The sequence below is a fragment of the Pseudomonas sp. TNT2022 ID1044 genome (assembly GCF_028656895.1).
Classification (GTDB): Bacteria; Pseudomonadota; Gammaproteobacteria; order Pseudomonadales; family Pseudomonadaceae; genus Aquipseudomonas; species Aquipseudomonas reinekei.
Map to the genome: position 1 here is coordinate 227,508 of NZ_JAMDHB010000017.1, position 20,939 is coordinate 248,446.

The 20,939-nt window shown below is 60.4% G+C and carries 16 protein-coding genes and 1 pseudogene; 3 read left to right on the forward strand and 14 right to left on the reverse strand.

The window, feature by feature from the left end:
- Nucleotides 1-10: 10 nt before the first annotated feature.
- The 4 genes from arcC to arcD (M5G20_RS20470) all read right to left on the reverse strand — a co-directional run bounded on the left by arcC (nt 11) and on the right by arcD (M5G20_RS20470) (nt 4,928).
- A complete protein-coding gene (gene arcC, locus M5G20_RS20455) occupies nt 11-940 on the reverse strand; it encodes a carbamate kinase (RefSeq protein ID WP_273920542.1) in 930 nt (309 codons plus the stop codon).
- A 190-nt stretch (nt 941-1,130) separates the two neighbouring features.
- Nucleotides 1,131-2,141, reverse strand: coding sequence for an ornithine carbamoyltransferase (locus M5G20_RS20460; protein WP_150733682.1), 1,011 nt, complete (start codon nt 2,139-2,141; stop codon nt 1,131-1,133).
- 69 nt (nt 2,142-2,210) lie between these two features.
- Entirely contained in the window at nt 2,211-3,467 is a 1,257-nt protein-coding gene (arcA, locus tag M5G20_RS20465; protein ID WP_273920543.1) for an arginine deiminase, read from the reverse strand.
- A 33-nt stretch (nt 3,468-3,500) separates the two neighbouring features.
- Nucleotides 3,501-4,928, reverse strand: coding sequence for an arginine-ornithine antiporter (gene arcD / locus M5G20_RS20470; protein ID WP_273920545.1), 1,428 nt, complete (start codon nt 4,926-4,928; stop codon nt 3,501-3,503).
- A 423-nt stretch (nt 4,929-5,351) separates the two neighbouring features.
- Between arcD (M5G20_RS20470) and arcD (M5G20_RS20475) the strand changes: the two genes are divergently transcribed.
- Nucleotides 5,352-6,779, forward strand: a complete 1,428-nt coding sequence (gene arcD, locus M5G20_RS20475) for an arginine-ornithine antiporter (RefSeq protein WP_273920546.1) — start codon at nt 5,352-5,354, stop codon at nt 6,777-6,779.
- Between the two features lie 117 nt (nt 6,780-6,896).
- Here arcD (M5G20_RS20475) and M5G20_RS20480 read toward each other — a convergent pair whose 3' ends face one another.
- The 10 genes and pseudogenes from M5G20_RS20480 to gap all read right to left on the reverse strand — a co-directional run bounded on the left by M5G20_RS20480 (nt 6,897) and on the right by gap (nt 17,933).
- Complete coding sequence (locus M5G20_RS20480; RefSeq protein ID WP_273920548.1) at nt 6,897-8,246, reverse strand: CoA transferase; 1,350 nt, start codon at nt 8,244-8,246, stop codon at nt 6,897-6,899.
- 116 nt (nt 8,247-8,362) lie between these two features.
- The gene (locus M5G20_RS30340) at nt 8,363-9,118 is read right to left on the reverse strand and encodes a methyl-accepting chemotaxis protein (protein ID WP_408002990.1); all 756 of its coding nucleotides are present in this window, start codon (nt 9,116-9,118) and stop codon (nt 8,363-8,365) included.
- 102 nt (nt 9,119-9,220) lie between these two features.
- A pseudogene (locus tag M5G20_RS30345) lies at nt 9,221-10,567 on the reverse strand (PDC sensor domain-containing protein); the annotation flags it as partial.
- A 122-nt stretch (nt 10,568-10,689) separates the two neighbouring features.
- A complete protein-coding gene (locus M5G20_RS20490) occupies nt 10,690-11,079 on the reverse strand; it encodes a YbaN family protein (RefSeq protein ID WP_273920550.1) in 390 nt (129 codons plus the stop codon).
- 162 nt (nt 11,080-11,241) lie between these two features.
- On the reverse strand, nt 11,242-11,850 hold the full coding sequence (locus M5G20_RS20495) for a biliverdin-producing heme oxygenase (protein ID WP_273920551.1): 609 nt from the start codon (nt 11,848-11,850) through the stop codon (nt 11,242-11,244).
- Between the two features lie 116 nt (nt 11,851-11,966).
- A complete protein-coding gene (locus M5G20_RS20500) occupies nt 11,967-14,558 on the reverse strand; it encodes a TonB-dependent receptor (RefSeq protein WP_273920552.1) in 2,592 nt (863 codons plus the stop codon).
- 122 nt (nt 14,559-14,680) lie between these two features.
- Nucleotides 14,681-15,646: a FecR family protein gene (locus M5G20_RS20505; RefSeq protein WP_273920553.1), complete on the reverse strand. Its 966-nt coding sequence runs from the start codon at nt 15,644-15,646 to the stop codon at nt 14,681-14,683.
- 102 nt (nt 15,647-15,748) lie between these two features.
- The gene (locus M5G20_RS20510; RefSeq protein WP_273920554.1) at nt 15,749-16,267 is read right to left on the reverse strand and encodes an RNA polymerase sigma factor; all 519 of its coding nucleotides are present in this window, start codon (nt 16,265-16,267) and stop codon (nt 15,749-15,751) included.
- 77 nt (nt 16,268-16,344) lie between these two features.
- Nucleotides 16,345-16,809: a methylglyoxal synthase gene (locus M5G20_RS20515; RefSeq protein WP_273920555.1), complete on the reverse strand. Its 465-nt coding sequence runs from the start codon at nt 16,807-16,809 to the stop codon at nt 16,345-16,347.
- A 122-nt stretch (nt 16,810-16,931) separates the two neighbouring features.
- The gene (gene gap, locus M5G20_RS20520; RefSeq protein ID WP_075945416.1) at nt 16,932-17,933 is read right to left on the reverse strand and encodes a type I glyceraldehyde-3-phosphate dehydrogenase; all 1,002 of its coding nucleotides are present in this window, start codon (nt 17,931-17,933) and stop codon (nt 16,932-16,934) included.
- Between the two features lie 220 nt (nt 17,934-18,153).
- On the opposite strand from gap, the gene edd reads away from it, so the two are divergent.
- Nucleotides 18,154-19,980: a phosphogluconate dehydratase gene (gene edd, locus M5G20_RS20525; RefSeq protein WP_273920556.1), complete on the forward strand. Its 1,827-nt coding sequence runs from the start codon at nt 18,154-18,156 to the stop codon at nt 19,978-19,980.
- Nucleotides 19,977-20,927, forward strand: a complete 951-nt coding sequence (locus M5G20_RS20530; RefSeq protein WP_273920557.1) for a glucokinase — start codon at nt 19,977-19,979, stop codon at nt 20,925-20,927. The genes edd and M5G20_RS20530 overlap by 4 nt, the downstream gene beginning before the upstream one ends.
- Nucleotides 20,928-20,939: the final 12 nt, after the last annotated feature.

The window sequence follows — 20,939 nt, forward strand, 5'->3', positions numbered from 1 at the left end:
ACGTCGCTCCTTATGAGTAAGTAATGCCAGGTGTCGCGGTGCTGATGCGCGTGCCAGCCTTGCCCTGGACGATCGCTTCGATGTCGGCGAGTGAACCGATCACCGCGACTTTCCCAGTATGGCGCGCGAATTCGCAGGCTGCCTGCACCTTCGGTCCCATGGAGCCCGCGGCAAAGCCGAGTTTTTCCATTTCGTCCGGGTGTGCCTGGGTGATGGATTTCTGGGTGGGTTTGCCAAAGTCGATGTACGCGGCGTTGACGTCGGTGGCGATCACCAGCAGATCGGCTTCAAGTTGTTCGGCCAGCAGCGCCGAGCACAGGTCCTTGTCGATCACCGCCTCGACACCTTCGAGCTTGCCCGGGGATGTGTACAGGGTCGGAATGCCGCCACCGCCGGCGCAAATCACGATGCTGCCTTTTTCCAGCAGCCACTTGATCGGGCGGATTTCGAAAATGCGTTTCGGTTTGGGGCTGGCGACCACGCGACGATATTTGTCGCCGTCCGGGGCGATGGCCCAGCCCTTTTCGGCAGCGAGTTTTTCTGCTTCGGCCTTGGTGTATACCGGGCCGATGGGTTTGGTGGGATTCTGGAACGCCGGGTCTTTGGCATCGACTTCGACCTGGGTCAGCAGGGTCGCGAACGGCACTTCGAAGTCCAGCAGGTTGCCCAGTTCCTGTTCGATGATGTAGCCGATCATGCCTTCGGTTTCGGCGCCGAGCACGTCCAGCGGATAGGGCGAAACCGAAGTGTAGGCAGCAGCCTGCAACGACAGCAGGCCGACCTGCGGGCCATTGCCGTGGGCGATGACCAGTTGATTGCCGGCGTGGATCTTGGCGATCTGTTCGGTGGCGATCCGGATGTTGGCCCGCTGGTTGTCAGCGGTCATCGGCTCACCCCGGCGGAGCAGGGCGTTACCGCCCAGTGCAACGACGATACGCATGGTGCATGTCCTTCTAAACAGAGAAAAGGCAAACGACTTGATCGCACTGTCGGAACTGGCCCCTTGTGGGAGCTAGCCTGCTAGCGATTGCGATCGATCAATCCATGATGATGTTGACTGACACATTGCAATCGCTGGCAGGCCAGCTCCCACATTGACCATGTTCAGTCTGTGGGAGCCAGGTCAGCCGTTACAGGTCAGCCAGCGTCGACACCAGAATCGCCTTGATGGTGTGCATGCGGTTTTCCGCTTGCTCGAAGGCAATGCAGGCCGGCGACTCGAAGACGTCATCGGTCACTTCGATGCCGTTTTTCAGGTTCGGGTACTGCTCGGCAATCTGCTTGCCGATTTTGGTGTCGCTGTTGTGGAACGCCGGCAGGCAGTGCATGAACTTGGTGCGCGGGTTGCCGGTGGCTTTCATCAGTTCGGCGTTGACCTGGTACGGCAGCAATTGCTGGATGCGCTCGGCCCAGGCTTCCACCGGTTCACCCATGGACACCCAGACGTCGGTGTGGATGAAGTCCACGCCTTTGACGGCGGCTTTCGGGTCTTCGGTCAGCGTGATGCGGGCGCCGCTTTCTTCACCGTATTGTTTGCAGCGCGCCACCAGGTCGTCCAGAGGCCACAAGGCTTTCGGCGCGCAGATGCGCACGTCCATGCCGAGCTTGGCGCCGATCAGCAGCAGCGAGTTGCCCATGTTGTTACGCGCATCGCCGAGGTAGGCGTAGCTGATTTCGTGGATCGGTTTGTCGGCGTGCTCACGCATGGTCAACACGTCGGCGATCATTTGCGTCGGGTGGTATTCATCGGTCAAACCGTTGAACACCGGGACGCCGGCAAACTTGGCGAGCTCTTCGACGATCTCCTGTTTGAAGCCACGGTATTCGATCGCGTCGTACATGCGCCCCAGCACGCGGGCGGTGTCCTTCATGCTTTCCTTGTGGCCGATCTGCGAAGAGTTGGGGTCGATGTAGGTGACGTTGGCGCCTTGGTCATAGGCCGCGACTTCGAACGCACAACGGGTGCGGGTCGAGGTTTTTTCGAAGATCAGGGCGATGTTGTTGCCCTTGAGGTGCTGCTGTTCGGTGCCGGTGTATTTGGCGCGCTTGAGGTCGCGGGAAAGGTCGAGCAGGTAGCGCAATTCGCGAGGGGTGTGGTGTTCCAGGCTCAGCAAATTGCGGTTATGAATATTGAACGCCATTTTGGATCTCCTGAGGTGTCGGTTATCCCGTTGGCCCGCGCTTGGTAAGCGCGGGCCAAGGCTAATAGGTTAGTAGTCGATCGGGTCACGGATGATCGGGCAGGTCATGCAGTGGCCGCCGCCGCGACCGCGTCCGAGTTCGCCGGCGCTGATGGTGATGACCTCCACCCCGGCCTTGCGCAGCAGGGTATTGGTGTAGGTGTTGCGGTCGTAGCCGATGACCACGCCTGGTTCCACGGCCACCACGTTGTTGCCGTCATCCCATTGTTCGCGCTCGGCGGCGAAGCTGTTGCCGCCGGTTTCGACGACCCGCAAGGCCTTGAGATTGAGGGCCTGGGCCACGGTGTCGAGGAAGTTGGTGTCCTCGCGGCGGATGTCGATGCCGCCGGGTTTGCTCTCGTCCGGACGCAGGGTGAAGGCGACAATCTGGTTCACCACTTCCGGGAAAATCGTCACCACGTCGCGGTCGCAGAAGCTGAACACGGTGTCCAGGTGCATGGCTGCACGGGATTTCGGCAAGCCGGCGACGATGACTTTTTCCACCGCTTTGTTCTTGAACAGGTTGACCGCCAGTTGGCCGATGGCCTGGCGCGATGAACGCTCGCCCATGCCGATCAACACCACGCCATTGCCGATCGGCATCACATCGCCGCCTTCGAGGGTGGAGTTGCCGTGATCTTTGTCCGGGTCGCCGTACCAGATTTGGAAGTCGGCATTGGTGAACTCGGGGTGGAATTTATAGATGGCGGTGGTCAGCAGGGTTTCCTGGCGACGTGCCGGCCAGTACATCGGGTTGAGCGTGACGCCGCCGTAGATCCAGCAGGTGGTATCGCGGGTGAACTGGGTGTTGGGCAATGGCGGCAGGATGAAGCTGGAGTGGCCGAGGAACTCGCGGAACATCTGAATGGTCTTGCCGCCGAAACTGTCCGGCAAATCATCGGCAGAGACACCGCCAATCAGGAATTCGGCAATCTTGCGCGGCTCCAGGCTGCGCAGCCAGGAACCTGTTTCATTGATCAGGCCGAGGCCGACCGAGTCGGCGGTGATCTTGCGCTCCAGGATCCAGTCGAGCGCTTCGGGGATAGCGACGATGTCGGTCAGCAGGTTGTGCATTTCCAGCACATCGACATTGCGCTCACGCATCTTGGTGACGAAATCGAAATGGTCGCGCTTGGCCTGGGCCACCCACAGCACGTCATCAAACAGCAATTCGTCGCAGTTGTTCGGGGTCAGCCGCTGATGGGCCAGGCCGGGGGAGCAAACCATGACTTTGCGCAGTTTGCCGGCTTCGGAATGGACGCCGTACTTAACTTTTTCCTTGGTCATTTCAATGATCCTCCAGAGGACAACACAATCAAATTACAGGGTCAGGAAGCCGTCATAGAGACCGTAGGCCGCCACCAGTGCGCACACGATCACCGCTACGAAAATCAGCTTCTCGACGTTGGTGAAAACCGGTTTGTTGAGTTCCAGCTTGGCTTTGGCGAACAGGATCGCGCCGGGGGCATACAGCAGCGCCGAGAGCAGCAAGTACTTGATGCCGCCGGCATAGAGCAGCCAGATCGCGTAGATCAACGCGATGGCGCCGATGATCAGATCCTTCTGCCGGTCACCCGCCGCGCCTTCATAGGTTTCGCCGCGTACTGCCAGCAGCAGGGCATAGGCTGCCGACCACAGGTAAGGGACCAGGATCATCGAGGTGGCGAGGTAGATCAGCGACAGGTAAGTACTGGCCGAAAACAGTGTAATGATCAGGAAAATCTGGACCATGGCGTTGGTCAGCCATAGCGCATTGACCGGTACCTGGTTGGCGTTTTCCTTGCGCAGGAACGCCGGCATGGTGTGGTCCTTTGCGGCGGCGAACATGATCTCCGCGCACAGCAGCACCCACGATAACAGTGCGCCGAGCAGCGAGATGATCAGGCCGACGCTGATCAGCACCGCCCCCCACTTGCCCACCACGTGCTCCAGCACCGCCGCCATCGACGGGTTCTGCAGCTTGGCCAGTTCCGGCTGGGTCAGGATGCCCAGCGACAGCACGTTCACCAGCACCAGAATGAGCAGCACGGAGATAAAACCGATCACCGTGGCTTTACCCACATCACTGCGTTTTTCCGCACGCGCCGAGAAAATGCTCGCGCCTTCGATGCCGATGAACACCCATACGGTGACCAGCATCATGTTGCGCACCTGGTCCATCACGCTGCCCAGATCGGGGTTTTTCAGGCCCCAGATATCGGCGGTGAAGATGTCCAGTTTGAAGGCGAACACGGCAATCAAGATGAACAGCACCAACGGCACGATCTTGGCAACGGTGGTGACCAGGTTGATGAACGCGGCTTCCTTGATCCCGCGCAGTACTAGCAGGTGGACCGCCCAGAGCAGGATGGACGCGCCGATCACTGCAGCCACCGTGTTGCCTTCGCCGAAAATCGGGAAGAAGTAACCCAGGGTGCTGAACAGTAAGACGAAATAGCCGACGTTGCCCAACCAGGCACTGATCCAGTAGCCCCAGGCTGAAGAGAAACCCATGTAGTCGCCGAAGCCGGCCTTGGCGTAGGCGTAGACACCACCGTCGAGGTCAGGCTTGCGATTGGCGAGGGTCTGGAACACAAAAGCGAGGGTCAGCATGCCGACGGCGGTGATGGCCCAGCCAATCAGAATGGCGCCGACGTCGGCACTGGCCGCCATGTTCTGTGGCAAAGAAAAGATCCCTCCACCGATCATTGAGCCAACTACCAGGGCAACCAATGCACCTAGTCGAAGTTTTCCGGGAGCTTCCGACATTCCATTACTCCATTACAGGTGAAGAGGGTTAACAGCGTAGTTCTGTTTACAACTCAGTCAGCTGACATAGATCAGTACATGCCCTCGTACAGATAAAGCTTGGAGCTGTATGGCAGGCACCGGTCTATTTCCTGAAAGGCCCGTCCTAGAGGCTCTCTGTTTTTACTGCGAATGGATCCTATTGGGTGGCTTTATGACGCTAGTTCGTTTTCCTAGAGACGCAAACTTTCCCGCTCGATTAGATAAAGCAAATTGTTTTATTGACGACGCTGTTTAAAACTAATGATTATATGGACGGCAGTTTTTCATGATCCGTAAATACATGGCCTTAAATTGGCGATATCGACTATTCGTTATTACGCTTTACCTGTTTAGTTCATTGGTAACTAACCCGGTACATGCCGAGCCATTGGAGGCGCATCGATGTCGCAAACCCCGCAGAAGCTTCGCCTGAGCGCGCTGATCGCGCTGGTGGTGGGTTCAATGATTGGCGGTGGGATCTTTTCCCTGCCACAGAACATGGCCGCCCAGGCCGATGCCGGTGCGATATTGATCGGCTGGGGGATCACCGCCGTCGGCATGCTGACCCTGGCTTTCGTGTTCCAGACCCTGGCCAATCGCAAACCGGAACTGGACTCCGGGGTGTATGCCTATGCCAAGGCTGGCTTCGGCGATTACATGGGGTTTTCCTCGGCTTGGGGCTACTGGATCAGCGCCTGGCTGGGCAACGTCGGCTACTTCGTGTTGCTGTTCAGTACGCTGGGGTTTTTCTTTCCGGTTTTCGGCGAAGGCAACACGCCGATCGCCATTGCCTGTGCGTCGGTGCTGTTGTGGACGGTGCATTTTGTGGTGATGCGCGGGATCAAGGAGGCGGCGTTCATCAACCTGCTGACCACGGTGGCGAAGATCGTGCCCTTGATCATGTTTATCGTGATTGCCGCGGTGGCGTTCAAGGCCGATGTGTTCACCCGGGACATCTGGGGGCGCAGCAACCCGAGCTTCGGTAGCGTGATGGACCAGGTGCGCAACATGATGCTGGTGACGGTCTTTGTGTTTATCGGTATCGAAGGCGCCAGTGTTTATTCGGCGCGGGCGGAGAAACGTTCGGATGTGGGCCGCGCCACGGTCATCGGTTTTCTCGGTGTGTTGGCGTTGCTGGTGCTGGTCAACGTGCTGTCGCTGGGCATCATGAGCCAACCGGAGTTGGCCACCTTGCAAAACCCGTCGCTGGCGGCAGTGCTGGAGCATATCGTCGGCCCGTGGGGCGCGTTGCTGATCAGCGTGGGCCTGGCCATTTCACTGCTGGGCGCTCTGCTCTCGTGGGCGCTGCTGTGTGCCGAGATCCTGTTCGCCACGGCGAAAGACAAGACCATGCCAGCGTTCCTGACCAAGGAAAACGCCAACCATGTGCCGGTCAATGCGCTGTGGCTGACCAACGTGATGATCCAGTTGTTCCTGCTGATCACGCTGTTTTCCGCCGGCACCTACACCAGTCTGATCTACCTGGCTTCGTCGATGATTCTGGTGCCGTACCTGTGGTCGGCGGCTTACGCGGTGTTGTTGAGCGGGCGGGGTGAAACCTATGAACACGCCTCGGCAGAGCGAACCAAGGATCTGTTGATCGGCGGCGTCGCCCTGAGTTACGCGGTGTGGTTGCTGTATGCCGGCGGATTGAAATATTTGCTGCTCTCGGCATTGCTGTACGCGCCGGGGGTGATCCTGTTTGCCAAGGCCCGGCAAGAACAAGGCAAGCCTGTGTTCACGTCTATCGAGAAGGGCATATTTACTTGTGTCATCAGCGGTGCCGGGTTGGCGGCGTATGGGTTGTATAGCGGGGTGCTGAGGTTGTGAGGTTGTTGCTGATCGAGAACTTTTGTTGGTCGGTCTGGCGTCATCGCGAGCAGGCTCACTCCTACAGGGCATGCGCATAACCTGTAGCGAGCTTGCTCGCGATGGCAATCGCCCCGGTTACCACCACTGTGCGCGATGGGAACCCAACTCAGCGGCTGCCAGCGTCCACTGCAACGGCGTCCCGGTGATTTTCAGCGGCACATGCAAGCGATGCGCAGGCCCCCAGGGCGTTTGCTCAACCAGCATTCCCTGATCGCGTTCATCCTCCGCCCGTAACGGCTCGTCAATGCCGCGACCCTTCTCGATCAACAGCTTCGCGGTGCGCGCCAACGACAGTCGCGCCGATCCACCCTGGCCGTTGCTCAAGCGCCCCGTCAGCAGCTTGATCGCACTGGCTGCCATCAAATACCCGGTGGCGTGATCGAGCGCCTGAACTGGCAATGGCGTCGGTTTATCCGCCAGTTTCCAGCGCATGCCGGCCTCGGCAATTCCGCTGCTCATCTGCACCAGGCTGTCGAAGCCGCGCCGATGCTGCCACGGGCCGCTCCAGCCGTAGGCATTGAGGCTGACGTCGATCAGGCCGGGGGCCAGTGCTTGCCGTTCGCTCAGACCGTAGCCCAGCCGTTCGAGGGCATCGGCGCGGTAGCCGTGAAGGACGATGTCGGCGTCCTTGAGCAGGCTTTCGAACAGCGTACGGTCCGCTTTATCGTGCAGGTCCAGGCGAGCACAGCGTTTGCCCAGGGTCATCTCCGGCACCACGCCCGGCTCGTTCCAGGTTGGCGGGTCGATGCGCAAAACGTCGGCACCCAGACCGGCGAGAAACCGGCTGGCGACCGGGCCGGCGAGCACGCGGGTCAAGTCCAGCACCTTGATCCCGGCCAGGGGTTGCGCGACCGAGCCTTGCCAGACGGTGCCGTCATGGCTGCCGTGATGGCCGAACTGAATCAGCGGTTCTGCGTTTACCGCCCGGCCTTGGGGATGTGCCTGCCACTGTTCCCAGGTGCGCATTTCGGCGGCACAACCACCGGCGTCGACCACGGCTTGTTCCAGATCGCTCTTGGCCCATTGCGCGACTTTGCTCGCCATCGCCGCACGGTCGGAGCTGGCGCCAAGCACGGATTGCGCCGCAGCACGGTGATGAGGAGCATTGGTGTGCAGGCGGATCCAGCCATCCTTGGCCGCGTAATCACCGGCAATCGGGTCCCACAGCGGCGGAACGCTCCAGCCGACCGGGCGGATCGAACTGGAGAACCAGAACGAGGCCAGGCGTCGGTCGACTTCAATGGCGGGCAGGCGGCCGGTTTGTTGATTGAGCAATTCGCTGACAGCCTGTCCGGCAGCCCCGATGCTGGCGCAGGCCAGGTCGGTGACAGCAAATGCCGAGGGCAGGGCGCCGGTGGCGGTCAGGGGTATTGGCGTGTGTGGCAAGCCAAGTGCGGCTTGAATGGACGTGAGTAAATCAGTCATCGAAGGCCCTCCGGAACGAGAGGGCAGCATAGAGCATAAGATCAAAAGATCGCATCCCGCGACAGCCTCTGCATAGATGGATGTAGGGGCTGCCTCAGGCTGCGATCTTTTAAACGTCAGACCCGGAACTGATCCATCAACTTCATTTGATGGGTCGTCAGCGAGTTGAGCTGGCTGCTGATCTGCGCCGATTCAGTCGCCTGCCCGGTCAGGGTTTCGGTAACGGTGCGGATCGCCGAAACGTTGCGGTTGACCTCTTCGGCCACGGCGCTCTGTTGTTCGGCGGCGCTGGCGATTTGCAGGTTCATGTCGCTGATCACGGTGACCGCGTCGCTGATTTTGCTCAAGGCCTGCACCGCCTGCTGGATCTGCCCGGCGTTGCTGTGGGCCTGAGTCTGGCTTGAATGCATGGTGGCGACCACGCCGCGGGTGCCGCTCTGGATGCGTTCGATCACCAGGCGAATTTCTTCCACAGAGTCCTGGGTGCGCTTGGCCAGGTTACGCACTTCGTCAGCCACCACCGCAAAGCCACGACCGCTCTCGCCGGCGCGGGCAGCTTCAATGGCTGCGTTGAGCGCCAGGAGGTTGGTTTGTTCGGCGATGCTGCGGATCACTTCCAGCACGGAACCGATCTGCTCGCTGTTGACCGCCAAGGCCTCAACCTCGGTTACGGCCTTGCTCACTTCGTCGGCCAGTTGATTGATGTCGCGGGTGCTGCGTTCGATGATTTGCATGCCGTCGCGGGCCGACTGATCGGCGCCTTTGGCGGCGTTTGCCGCGTTCGACGCACTGTTGGCGACGTCGTGGGCGGTGGCACTCATCTCGTTGGAGGCCGTAGCGACCTGGTCGATTTCACGGAACTGCACCTGCATGCCTTCGCTGGTCTGGCGGGCGATTTCCGAAGACTGGTCAGCGGTGCCGCGTGCGTCGGTGATGCTTTGCTTGATCTGCGCGATGGTCGGTTGCAACTTGTCGAGGAAACGGTTGAACCAGCTGACCAGCTCACCGAGTTCGTCTTTCTTGCCGTAGTGCAGGCGTTGGGTCAGGTCGCCGTCGCCGCTGGCAATCGCCTTGAGCATGTCGGCCACGCTGTTGATCGGCCGGGTCACGCCCGAAGCGGTGAGCCAGATCAGCAGCAAGCCGATGAGGCCGGCAATGATCGCCACCACAATGGCTTTGATCGTGCCACTTTGCTGGGCATCGTCGAGCACCGCTTGCAGCTTGACCGAGTCCGCCAGCAACACTTGTTTGGGCAGATCGATCACCACGCCCCAGGCCTTGGAATCGGCGATCGGGCTGACCGGGTAAACCGCGCGGATCAGGTCGCCCTGCTGGAGGATCTTCGGGGTGCCGGCACTGAGCAATTGCAGGACATCCTTGCCTTCTGCGCCCAGGGTCTCGCCGATGTTTTTGCCCACGTTACTGGCGTCAGCGCTGTAGGCCGCCAACACGCCCGTGCCGGAGACGATCAGCATGTGCCCGGCGCTGCTGAACAGTTCACGCTGGGAGTCGACCGCTGCCGCTTGCAGGGCGTCGAGCGCGATGTCGATACCGACCACACCGATGGATTTGCCCTCCACCAGCAGGGGTACGGAAATGGTGGTCATCAACACTTCTTTGTTGCCGACGGTATCGGCATAAGGGTCGAGCAGGCAGGTCCGTTTGCTGTCGCGAGGGCAGGTGTACCAAACGTTGTAGGGCGTACCGCTGAGGTTCAGGGTGGTTTTGGTCATGTCCTCTTCGACCATGATCGTGTTCAGCGCTTCACCCCCGGCACGGCTCCAGTAAGTGGCGAAGCGACCCGCCTCGTTGGACTGACGGGCCGCGTCATTGGCGAACTCACTGTCCTTGCCGTCCAGGCCATTGGGTTCGAACGCCAGCCAGATCCCTAGCACTTTGCTGTTGCGCTCGAAAGCGGTTTTCAGCGTCTGGTTCAGATCCTCGCGTAACGCGCCGGCTTCAAGCGAACGCTTGGTGGCCTGGGTGCGCATGTCGAGGATCTGGTCCGCGAGGGCGGTCACCACGGTCTGGGTTTCGCCGAATGTCTTCTGCACCCGCACGGCTTGTTCGGCGGCTTTGGCCTGGAGCAGGTTCTGCACACTGTCGGTGAGCATTCTGCTGCTGGAGTCGCTGACCAGCGCATCGTTCTGATTGGTCTGGTAGAAGTTCATGCCCACGATCAACGTGACCACGCCGAGCAGGCACAGACCGGAGAGCAGAACGATTTTCAGGCGGATGGAGAGTGAGTCGAACATAGGGCGAACTCGCGAATGGATGAAAGGTTGGCTGTGAGCCGCAGCGGCTCGATTCGCCAAATCCATTTAGCGCCATTCAATCCACATCGGCGTGGGGGCGAGATTGCATGAGGGGCATGCCGACGAACGGTCATGGTTAAACGTTTGCGCGGGGAAATGTGCCGCAAAGGCGCGTAAAAACGGGGAAGTTACGGGTGCTGCCGCAGTGATTCCGGGCGCGACCAGATCCACAAGTTGCCCATTCCCATCCCGACAATCGCCAGATAAACCGGCCAGCCATGGTCGAGCATCACGAGCATGAGGCCTGCACAAAACATCATGCTGACCGTGGCGCTGATTTTTGCCCGGCGCGCGATGATTCTGCCGTTGCGCCAGTTACTGAGGATGGGACCGAACAGCCGATGGTTTTCCAGCCAGGCACTCAGGCGTGGCGAACTCTTGGTCGCAGCCCAGGCGGCCAGCAGGATGAATTCGGTGGTCGGCAGACCGGGGATCACGATGGCGATCAGGCCGATGCCGAGGCTGACGTAGGCCAGCAGGCCGAAGAGGAGGCGGGAGAGTTTGGAGGCGGCGGGCATGGGCTCAGGGGGCGTGTGTGAAACAGATTGGTACGGTGCAGACTGACTCGATCCCTTGTGGGAGCGAGCCTGCTCGCGATGACGGGCTGACATTCAATAGAGATCTTGAGTGTAAGACCGCTTTCGCGAGCAGGCTCGCTCCCACAGGGTATCGGTGTTGAATCAGGCCGGTTCGGCAGCTGTCGAGTAAGCCTGCTCCAACAACACCGTGAACCGGTTGAACGCATCGATCGCGCCCTTATCCAGCTCGGTTTCTTCCTCTGCGCTGAACTCGAGTTCATCGAGGGTTTTGACGAAGCTTTTCCAGCCTTGCGCGCGACCGCCGGCCGGTTCGCCCAGGTGACGGGCGCCAAAGGATTCGCTCAAACCCAGGCCTGTCGCACGCTTGATCAGGAACGCTGCACCCAGCTTCGAGCCCTCGGAAACGAACAGCCAGCCCAGCGCTTCGGCCTTGCTCGGGTTGTTCACAGCACCTGCCACCAGCGCTGGAACTTCAGTGTCCAGGTCCGCCAGGTCGGCTTTGGCCGCTTCGGCACGGCAGCGAGCAGGCAAGTCCGGGACGATGGCGATCAGTTCTGCATCGTTGTACAGCGACACCAGTTCCGACTGGAACAGGTATTGCGCTACGACGAAGCGGGCGAAGTTGGCTTGGGTTTCAAATGGCGCGTGGGCTTTGACCAGGGCATCGAGTCGGGTGTGTGGCTCGTGGGTGATCTGGTTCAAGCGTTGTGAACGCAGACTGGGGCGTTGAGCGGTGTCCTGAGTAGTCATGACAAATCCTTTGGCGGAAAAAGAGGCACTTGGTAACGAGACGAATCAGCACGGGGCGGACAGTAAAAAAACGTCACTGCGCCGCTGTCTCAAGCCGCGCAGTGGGGTGCGTCCGGTCAGATATCCCAGATCAGGTTGACCGCGAAGTTGCGACCCGGCTGGGTCAGGCGATCAAGGTTGGCCGGTTGCGTCACCGAGGCTTCGCCGACATTGTCGTAGCCGCGCACGTCATCCCACAGCCAGTACTTCTTGTCGGTCAGGTTGTAGATGCCGCCGCTGAGGGTGACGTCGTTGGTTACCTTGTAGAACCCGGTCAGGTCGAGGATGCCGAAGCCAGGCGTCTTGAACTGGCTGCTGACGCCGTCCGGCGACTTGAAGTTGCTGTCGTCGACGCGGTCCTTCTTTTTCACCAGGGTCCAGCTGAGCAAGCTGCCGTAGTTATCCTGGTCGTAACCGAGACCAAACACGCCGGTCAGCGGGTTGACGCTATTGATCGGCTCGCCGTTGTCGTTGTTGCGACCGTAGGCATAGGCCACCGAGCCCTGGGTGTAGAGGCCTTGCGGAGCGCCGAAGGCTTCGAGGTTCAGACGACCCTTGATTTCCGCGCCCTTGATGGTGGCGTGCTTGATGTTGGCGCTCTGGAAGGTCGGTTGGTCATAGCCCGGGGTGACAGCGTCTTCATTAATGAAGTCGCGGTACTTGTTGTAAAACACCGCCATCTCGAATGAGCCCTGCTCGAAGTTGCCGCGCAGGCCAGTCTCGTAGCTTTGGCTTTTTTCCGGTTCCAGGTCCGGGTTCGGTTCCACACTGTAGCCGGCGGCGGTGTTATCGAAACGCCCGTACAACGCCTTCGCGGTCGGGGTGCGGAAGCCTTCGGCGTACTGGCCATACCAGGTGTAGTTTTCGGTCAGGGCGTAGGTCAGGCCGAACTTGGGCGAGACTTTGTGCCAGGTCTTGTTCTCATCGCTGACGGTGCCACGACCATCGGCCGAGACGGTGTTGAGGAATTCCTCGGTGACGTCAGGTTTGAGTTGGGTGTAGTCGTAGCGCAGACCTGGCACGAAGGTCCAGTCGTTCCAGCTGATCTGGTCCTGGGCGAAGACGCTGTAGGTGTTGATGGTCGGGTCCGGGAAGTCAGAGGACTTCTTCAGCACGTCTGTTGCGCTGGTGGCACCGATGGCGGTGCAGCCGCGACCGATTGCCAGGCAGGTGCCGTTGCCGCTGCGCGAACCGGTGACTTTCTGTTGCTTGAGGGTGGTGCCGTACGTCAGCAGGTGCTCGGTATCGGCGATGCTGAAGGCTTTATCCAGTTGTGCGTCGAAGACCCACTGTTTCTCTTCGTAGATCGTGTCCCGGGTCCGCAATACCTTGCGGGTGATCGGGAAGTAGACTTCCTCAGTGCTCTGATCGGTCTTGGCGACCTGGTGGTTGAGGCTCCACTTGACGTTATCTGCCAGCAGGCTGTCGAGGGCGAAGCTGTGTTCCAGGCCGAAGCGTTCACGGGTAATGGTGTCGTTACCGGTACGCGACTGGTACATGCCACCGGGCAGGACGCTGTCGGGGATGGTCGGGGCGCCCGCGAAGTAAGGTCCGCCATAGGCACTTTTCAGATCGGTATCGCGATCGTCCTTGTACTTCTCGTAGGTCAGGCCCAGGCGGGCGTCGTCCTTGTAGTTCCAGCCGACCTTGGCCAGCACGTTGCTGGTGCGCACGTCTTCCGGGTTGGCAGCGGTGCGGGTCAGGCCGGTGCTGTTGTTGCTGCCGTAGGATTCGGTTTCGTGACCGTCACGCTGGCTGTAATGCAGCAGGCCGTCGAACTGATCGGCACGACCGGCGATGGTGGCGGATTTGAGCCAGCTCTCGTCAGCGGAGCTGTAACCGGTTTTCAGGCGTGCACCGACGTCCTGGCCAGGTTTGATGATGTCGTCCGGGTCGAGCGTGAAATAGCTGACCGCGCCACCGATGGCGTTGCTGCCGTAGAGCACCGAAGCCGGGCCGCGCAGGATCTCCACGCGTTTGATGATTTCCGGGTCGACGTAGTTGCGCTGGGTCTTGGCATACGGGCCGTTGAAGAAACCGTTGGGGACCTCCACCCCGTCAATCTGGGTCAATACCCGGTTACCGTCGATGCCGCGGATGTTGTAGCCGCTGATTCCGCCGCGGGTCCCGGCACCGCCCACGGAAACGCCCGGCTCGTAACGCACCAGATCCTTGATGGTATTGACGTTGTTGCGGTCCAGTTCTTCGCGCGTGTGGACGGTGACGGTGCTGGGCACGCTGTCCACCGATTGTTCCTGGCGGGTGGCGCTGATGGTGGTCTGTTGCAGGTTGAGCGCGCTACCGGTGAGGCGACGTTCGAGCACGATGTTGTTGTTACCCAGTTTGCGATAGCTCAGGTTGGTCCCCACCAACAGGCGATCCAGGGCTTTTTCCGCAGGCAATGACCCGTTTACACCCGGCGAGGCGACGCCTTGCGCGAGCTCTGCCGGCAAGCCGACCTGCCAGCCTGTCACGGTGGTAAAGGCATTGAGTGCCGAGACCAGCGGCTGAGGCGCGATGGTGAACGCGTAGTCACCCATTTTGCGGGTCTGCTGTTCGGCGGCGGTGGCCGCCATCAGGGGGGCAGCACCGGCCATGAGAATGGCGGCGGTCAAAAGCGACAGCACGCGGGAAGGTGAAGAGGACTGGCGGGTAAGGCGAGAGGACATCGATAGCGCTCCGTGTCGCACGAATCTTTATAGGTGCTGATTGGCAGGTTTAGATGCGAATCAATTGCATTGGCTATAACGAGACGAACGGGAAACGGTTATCGAGTAAAAATAATTCTCATTCAGTTCAGAATCACCAGCGCCGGGAATTCCTTCACCCGTGCGGAAGTGATGTGAGCCAGCGAGCGAACCACGTCCAGCGGCTGATCGAGCCGGTAATTGCCGGTCACGGCAACATCGGCCAGCTGTTCGTTGTTATTGATGATCCAGCCCGGATAGTAACGACCCAGTTCCGCGAGCACCTGGCTCAGCGGGCAGTTTTCAAACACCAGGCGACCCTGGACCCAGGCCAGGTCGGTGGCGGCATCCAGTTTGGCCGGGCGGTCGAAGCCGTTGGGGCCGATACGGATACTTTCCCCGGCGGTCAGGCGGACCCGTGCGTCGTCACGGGTGGCGCGCAGGTCGACATCGCCGCGCTGCACGCGAACCTGCGTCACGCCATCAAGATAACGCACGGCAAATGCCGTATCGCGAACGCTGGCGGTGACCAGGCCCGCGTTGATTTCGAGCGGTTGACCACGATGGGGCTGCACCTCGAAGAACGCCTCGCCCTGATACAGACGCGCTACGCGTTGCTTGTCGTTGATGGTGCTGGAGAACGCCGAGTTGGTGTTGAGCAGGACTTTCGAGCCGTCCTCCAGTTGCAGGCGCTGGCGTTCGCCAACCACGGTCAGGTGGTCGGCTTGCAGGCGCATGGGCAGATTGCTGAAGCTGAACAAGCCAAGGATCAGCACGGCGGCGGTGGCCAACGGTTTCCAGTGCGGGCGCAGACGTGACAGTACGCTGACTTTGGCCGGGCGGGCCGCCAGGCTTTGCGCGCATTGCGTGACTTGCGGGCCGTTCCAGATCGCCTGGGCCTTGGCGAATGCGTCGGCATGCGCCGGGTCCGCCGCGAGCCATGTATGGAACTGGCGCGTTTGTTCTTCGCTCGGGCTGTCCAGCACGATCAGCCAGTCCAGGGCCTGGTCCATCGCGTCTGCAGCAGCCTGCGCCGGTGAGGGCGAAGGGGAGCGGTGGGTGTCCGTCACGGTGTTTCCTCGGCAGTGTCTACGCACGGCTGTTTTTTTAGTGAAGCTAAAAAGAGCGGCAAGGGTAGCCCTGATGAGCAAAACCGTCGAGCCGCGGCCGACTCAGCGGCCGTTTGACCGCTCGGCTACGCCGATACAAATCGTCATGATCAGTTTCAGCTCCTTCTGCACCGTGCTCAGCGAAACGCCGAGTTTTTCAGCGATCTCAAGATAGCTGTGACCGTGCAGGCGGCTGAGGATGAAAATCTGCTGCTGGCGGGGGCTGAGTTGACTGAGGCGCACGTTCAGACGCTCGAGCAGTTGTTCGGCATGGGCGGCGTCTTCGGCGCTGCTGGCGGGCGCGGCAACGCTTTGCACCACTTCCACTGGCACGTCTTCGACCATGGTCCGCGAATGGATGCGTCGCGCACGCAAATGGTCCAGTGCCAGATTGCGGGCGGTCTGGAAGACAAAGGGTTCAAGATGATCGATAGCCCGTTCACTCAGCGCGCGCGTGACTCGCAAGTAGGTCTCCTGCAAGAGGTCTTCGGCGGTGCTGTGATTGTTGACCATCCGCTCCAGCGTGCGCAGCAGAGAGACCCGCTGGGTGATGAAGACGTCGTTGAAGCGCGATTGACTCACGGGAGGCCCTGATCCATTTTGAGCGAATGATAATGCTTATCATCCGCTCGTATGGTCAAGTACTGATTTGTGAAGGGTTATGCGCGACCCTGCAAGTAGGTGGCGTAATCGGGAATACGGTGCGAGTGCGCCTGCTCCATCATCGGGCTGCTGAGCAGGTAGTCGGCGCTGCATTCGTTGCACGCCACCGGAATGTTCCACACCGCCGCGACCCGCAGCAGCGCCTTGATGTCCGGGTCGTGTGGTTGCGGTTCGAACGGGTCCCAGAAGAACACCAGCATGTCGACCCGTTGCTCGGCGATTCGCCCGCCGAGCTGTTGGTCACCGCCCAACGGGCCGCTGATCATGCTTTCTACCGGCAGGTCGAGACGTTGTTGCAATAACAAACCCGTGGTGCCGGTGGCGACGAGTTCATGCCGGGCGAGGCGGTCTTTCTGCCGCTCGGCCCAGTCCAGCAGAAACATCTTGCAGTGGTCATGGGCGACCAGGGCGATACGCTTGCGCGCGGCCATGGTTTTTTGCGTAAAGCTGATACCGATCATGGGCTGTTCCACAGGCGATTCCGAGGACGCCATCGTCAGCAAGCCGGCGTCTACAAGGTTGCGTCGAATGCAAATCCTGCAGGAGCCGGCTTGTTGGCGGGAGCGGTCTTATGTCCGCACGCTTATTCGGCGTTGCACAACGCCAGGCAGTTATCGAGCATGCGGTTGGAGAAGCCCCACTCGTTGTCGTACCAGGCCAGTACCTTGAGCAGCTTGCCGCTGGACTTGGTGTGATTGGCGTCGAAGATCGACGACAGCGGATTGTGGTTGAAGTCGCTGGAGACCAGCGGCAGGGTGTTGTAACCGAGAATCTTCGAATGCTGGCTGGCTTGTTTCAGGAGCGCGTTGACTTCATCGGCCGATGCTTCACGCTTGAGCTGCACGGTCAGGTCCACCAGCGATACGTTGATCACCGGTACGCGCACGGCCATGCCGGTCAGTTTGCCGGCCAGTTCCGGCAACACCAGGCCCACCGCTTCAGCGGCGCCGGTCTTGCTCGGGATCATGTTCTGGGTAGCCGAACGGGCGCGGTACGGGTCGGTGTGGTAAACGTCCGTCAGGTTCTGGTCGTTGGTGTAGGCGTGAATGGTGGTCATCAAGCCGCTTTCGATGCCCAACTCGCGGTGCAGCACCTGGGCCACCGGGGCCAGGCAGTTGGTGGTGCACGATGCGTTGGAAATAATCTGGTGCGACTGGCGCAGAATGTCGTGGTTGACGCCATACACCACCGTCGCGTCGGCGCCTTTGGCCGGGGCCGAGATGATGACTTTGCGTGCGCCGGCCGTAATATGCGCGGCGGCTTTGGCACGGTCGGTGAACAGGCCGGTGCATTCGAACACCACATCAATCTTCTCCGCGGCCCATGGCAGGTCGGCCGGGTTGCGAATCGCACTGACGGCAATGCGGTCACCATTGACGGTCAGGCTTTCCTGATCGTGCTGGACATCGGCGTCGAACGTGCCATGAACGGTGTCGTACTTGAGCAAGTGCGCGTTGATTGCACTGTCTCCCAGATCGTTGATGGCGACGATCTGCAGATCCTGACGGTAGCCCTGGGTATAGAGTGCGCGCAGGACGTTACGGCCGATTCGGCCAAAACCATTGATTGCGATTCGAAGAGTCATTTATCAGCGCTACCGTCGTTTTGTTGTTGGAATTACAAGATTATTCGCAAAAAAATAGAAAACAAGCCTTTTTGATGGCAATATTTTATTCAATCTACAACGAGTGACCTGAATCAACTGGTCCAACCGATCAAAAAAACCGTCTGTCATCCCATCGACACCGGCCTTTGATCAGCATAGACAATCAGGTCGCCACATCCGTTAGCCTGGAGTTCTACACATGCATCCCCGCGTCCTTGAGGTCACCGAACGGCTTATCGCCCGCAGTCGCGCCACGCGTGAGGCTTACCTTGCACTGATTCGCGGTGCGGCCAGCGACGGTCCGATGCGCGGCAAGCTGCAATGCGCCAACTTTGCCCACGGCGTGGCCGGTTGTGGCAGCGACGACAAGAACAGTCTGCGGATGATGAACTCCGCAAACATTGCAATTGTTTCGTCATATAACGACATGCTCTCGGCGCACCAGCCGTACGAAGTCTTCCCTGAACTGATCAAGAAAGCCCTGCGCGAAATCGGCTCTGTCGGCCAGTTCGCCGGCGGTACGCCGGCCATGTGCGATGGCGTGACCCAGGGCGAGCCGGGCATGGAGCTGAGCCTGCCGAGCCGTGAAGTGATCGCGCTGTCCACGGCGGTGGCGCTGTCCCACAACATGTTCGACGGCGCGCTGATGCTCGGCATCTGCGACAAGATCGTCCCGGGCCTGATGATGGGTGCGTTGCGTTTCGGTCATCTGCCGATGATTTTTGTGCCGGGTGGACCGATGGTCTCGGGCATTTCCAACAAGCAAAAAGCCGACGTGCGCCAGCGTTACGCCGAAGGCAAGGCCAGCCGCGAAGAGCTGCTGGAGTCGGAAATGAACTCGTATCACAGCCCCGGCACCTGCACCTTCTACGGCACCGCCAACACTAACCAGTTGCTGATGGAAGTCATGGGCCTGCACTTGCCGGGCGCTTCCTTCGTCAATCCGAATACGCCGTTGCGTGACGCCCTGACCCGCGAAGCGGCGCATCAGGTGACGCGAATTACCAAACAGAATGGCGACTACCTGCCGATCGGTGAAATCGTCGACGAGCGCTCGCTGGTCAACTCCATCGTGGCGCTGCATGCCACCGGCGGCTCGACCAACCACACCCTGCACATGCCGGCCATCGCCATGGCGGCGGGCATTCAACTGACCTGGCAAGACATGGCCGACCTCTCCGAAGTCGTGCCGACCCTGAGCCACGTCTACCCGAACGGCAAAGCCGACATCAACCACTTCCAGGCGGCGGGCGGCATGTCGTTCCTGATCCGCGAACTGCTGGAAGCCGGGCTGCTCCACGAAAACGTCAACACCGTGCTGGGGCATGGCCTGAGCCGCTACACCATGGAGCCGTTCCTCGATAACGGCGAACTGGTGTGGCGTGAGGGCGTGACCGAAAGCCTCGACGAAAGCATCCTGCGTCCGGTCGCCCGCGCGTTCTCGGCAGAGGGCGGCTTGCGGGTGATGGAAGGCAACCTCGGTCGCGGCGTGATGAAGGTGTCCGCTGTGGCTCTGGAAAACCAGATCGTCGAAGCGCCGGCCATGGTGTTCCAGGATCAGCAAGACCTGGCCGATGCGTTCAAGGCCGGTTTGCTGGAGAAAGATTTCGTGGCGGTGATGCGCTTCCAGGGCCCGCGCTCCAACGGCATGCCGGAACTGCACAAGATGACGCCGTTCCTCGGTGTGCTGCAGGATCGTGGCTTCAAAGTCGCACTGGTGACGGACGGGCGCATGTCCGGCGCCTCGGGGAAAATCCCGGCGGCCATTCACGTCAGCCCCGAAGCTTATGTTGGTGGCGCTTTGGCGCGGGTGCAAGAGGGCGATATCATCCGCGTCGATGGCGTCAAAGGCACCCTGGAGCTTAAGGTGGACGCCGAAGAATTCGCAGCGCGCGAGCCGGCCAAAGGCCTGTTGGGCAACAACATCGGTACCGGTCGCGAACTGTTTGGTTTCATGCGCATGGCCTTCAGCTCCGCAGAGCAGGGCGCCAGCGCCTTTACTTCTGCCCTGGAGACGCTTAATTGAAACTGGCTTTGGTCGGTGACATCGGTGGGACCAACGCACGGTTTGCGTTGTGGAAAAACCAGCAGCTGGAATCGGTCCAGGTGCTGGCGACGGCCGACCATGCCAGCCCGGAGGAGGCGATCAGTCTCTACCTGAGCGGGCTCGGTCTGGCGCCGGGGGCTATCGGTTCGGTGTGCCTGTCGGTGGCCGGCCCGGTGAGCGGCGACGAATTCAAGTTCACCAACAATCACTGGCGCCTTAGCCGCAAGGGTTTCTGCCAGACCTTGCAGGTGGATCGGCTGTTACTGGTCAACGATTTCTCGGCCATGGCGTTGGGCATGACCCGTTTGCAGCCCGGCGAATTTCGCGTGGTTTGCGAAGGCACGCCGGAGCCCTTGCGCCCGGCGGTGGTGATCGGCCCGGGCACGGGGTTGGGCGTCGGTACGCTGCTCGATCTGGGCGAAGGCCGGTTTGCCGCGTTGCCGGGGGAGGGCGGTCACGTCGACTTGCCGCTGAGCAGTCCACGCGAGACTCAACTGTGGCAACACCTTTTCAATGAGATCGGCCATGTCAGCGCTGAGACGGCGTTGAGCGGTGGCGGTTTGCCTCGGGTTTACCGGGCGATCTGTGCGGTGGATGGGCATGAACCTGTGCTTGAAACGCCGGAAGCGATCACCGCTGCCGGGCTGGCGGGCGACCCGATTGCCCTGGAAGTGCTTGAGCAGTTCAGCTGCTGGCTCGGTCGTGTGGCGGGCAACAACGTGCTGACAACGGGTGGGCGCGGTGGCGTGTATATCGTTGGCGGAGTGATTCCACGCTTTGCCGATTTCTTCCTCGAAAGTGGTTTCGCAAGGTGCTTTGCCGACAAGGGTTGCATGAGCGATTACTTCAAGGGGATTCCGGTGTGGCTGGTGACGGCGCCGTATTCGGGGTTGATGGGGGCGGGAGTGGCACTCGACCAGGCTTGAGACCGCCTCGCC

What these genes read in the sequence shown, in the direction of transcription:
- arcA (WP_273920543.1), bottom strand. Translation starts at nt 3,467, where the DNA reads ATGACCAAGGAAAAAGTTAAGTACGGCGTCCATTCCGAAGCCGGCAAA.
- M5G20_RS20480 (WP_273920548.1), bottom strand. Translation starts at nt 8,246, where the DNA reads ATGACTGATTTACTCACGTCCATTCAAGCCGCACTTGGCTTGCCACAC.
- edd (WP_273920556.1), top strand. Translation starts at nt 18,154, where the DNA reads ATGCATCCCCGCGTCCTTGAGGTCACCGAACGGCTTATCGCCCGCAGT.
- M5G20_RS20460 (WP_150733682.1), bottom strand. Translation starts at nt 2,141, where the DNA reads ATGGCGTTCAATATTCATAACCGCAATTTGCTGAGCCTGGAACACCAC.
- arcD (WP_273920546.1), top strand. Translation starts at nt 5,352, where the DNA reads ATGTCGCAAACCCCGCAGAAGCTTCGCCTGAGCGCGCTGATCGCGCTG.
- M5G20_RS30340 (WP_408002990.1), bottom strand. Translation starts at nt 9,118, where the DNA reads ATGCAGGTGCAGTTCCGTGAAATCGACCAGGTCGCTACGGCCTCCAAC.
- arcC (WP_273920542.1), bottom strand. Translation starts at nt 940, where the DNA reads ATGCGTATCGTCGTTGCACTGGGCGGTAACGCCCTGCTCCGCCGGGGT.
- M5G20_RS20500 (WP_273920552.1), bottom strand. Translation starts at nt 14,558, where the DNA reads ATGTCCTCTCGCCTTACCCGCCAGTCCTCTTCACCTTCCCGCGTGCTG.
- arcD (WP_273920545.1), bottom strand. Translation starts at nt 4,928, where the DNA reads ATGTCGGAAGCTCCCGGAAAACTTCGACTAGGTGCATTGGTTGCCCTG.
- M5G20_RS20515 (WP_273920555.1), bottom strand. Translation starts at nt 16,809, where the DNA reads ATGATCGGTATCAGCTTTACGCAAAAAACCATGGCCGCGCGCAAGCGT.
- M5G20_RS20490 (WP_273920550.1), bottom strand. Translation starts at nt 11,079, where the DNA reads ATGCCCGCCGCCTCCAAACTCTCCCGCCTCCTCTTCGGCCTGCTGGCC.
- M5G20_RS20495 (WP_273920551.1), bottom strand. Translation starts at nt 11,850, where the DNA reads ATGACTACTCAGGACACCGCTCAACGCCCCAGTCTGCGTTCACAACGC.
- gap (WP_075945416.1), bottom strand. Translation starts at nt 17,933, where the DNA reads ATGACTCTTCGAATCGCAATCAATGGTTTTGGCCGAATCGGCCGTAAC.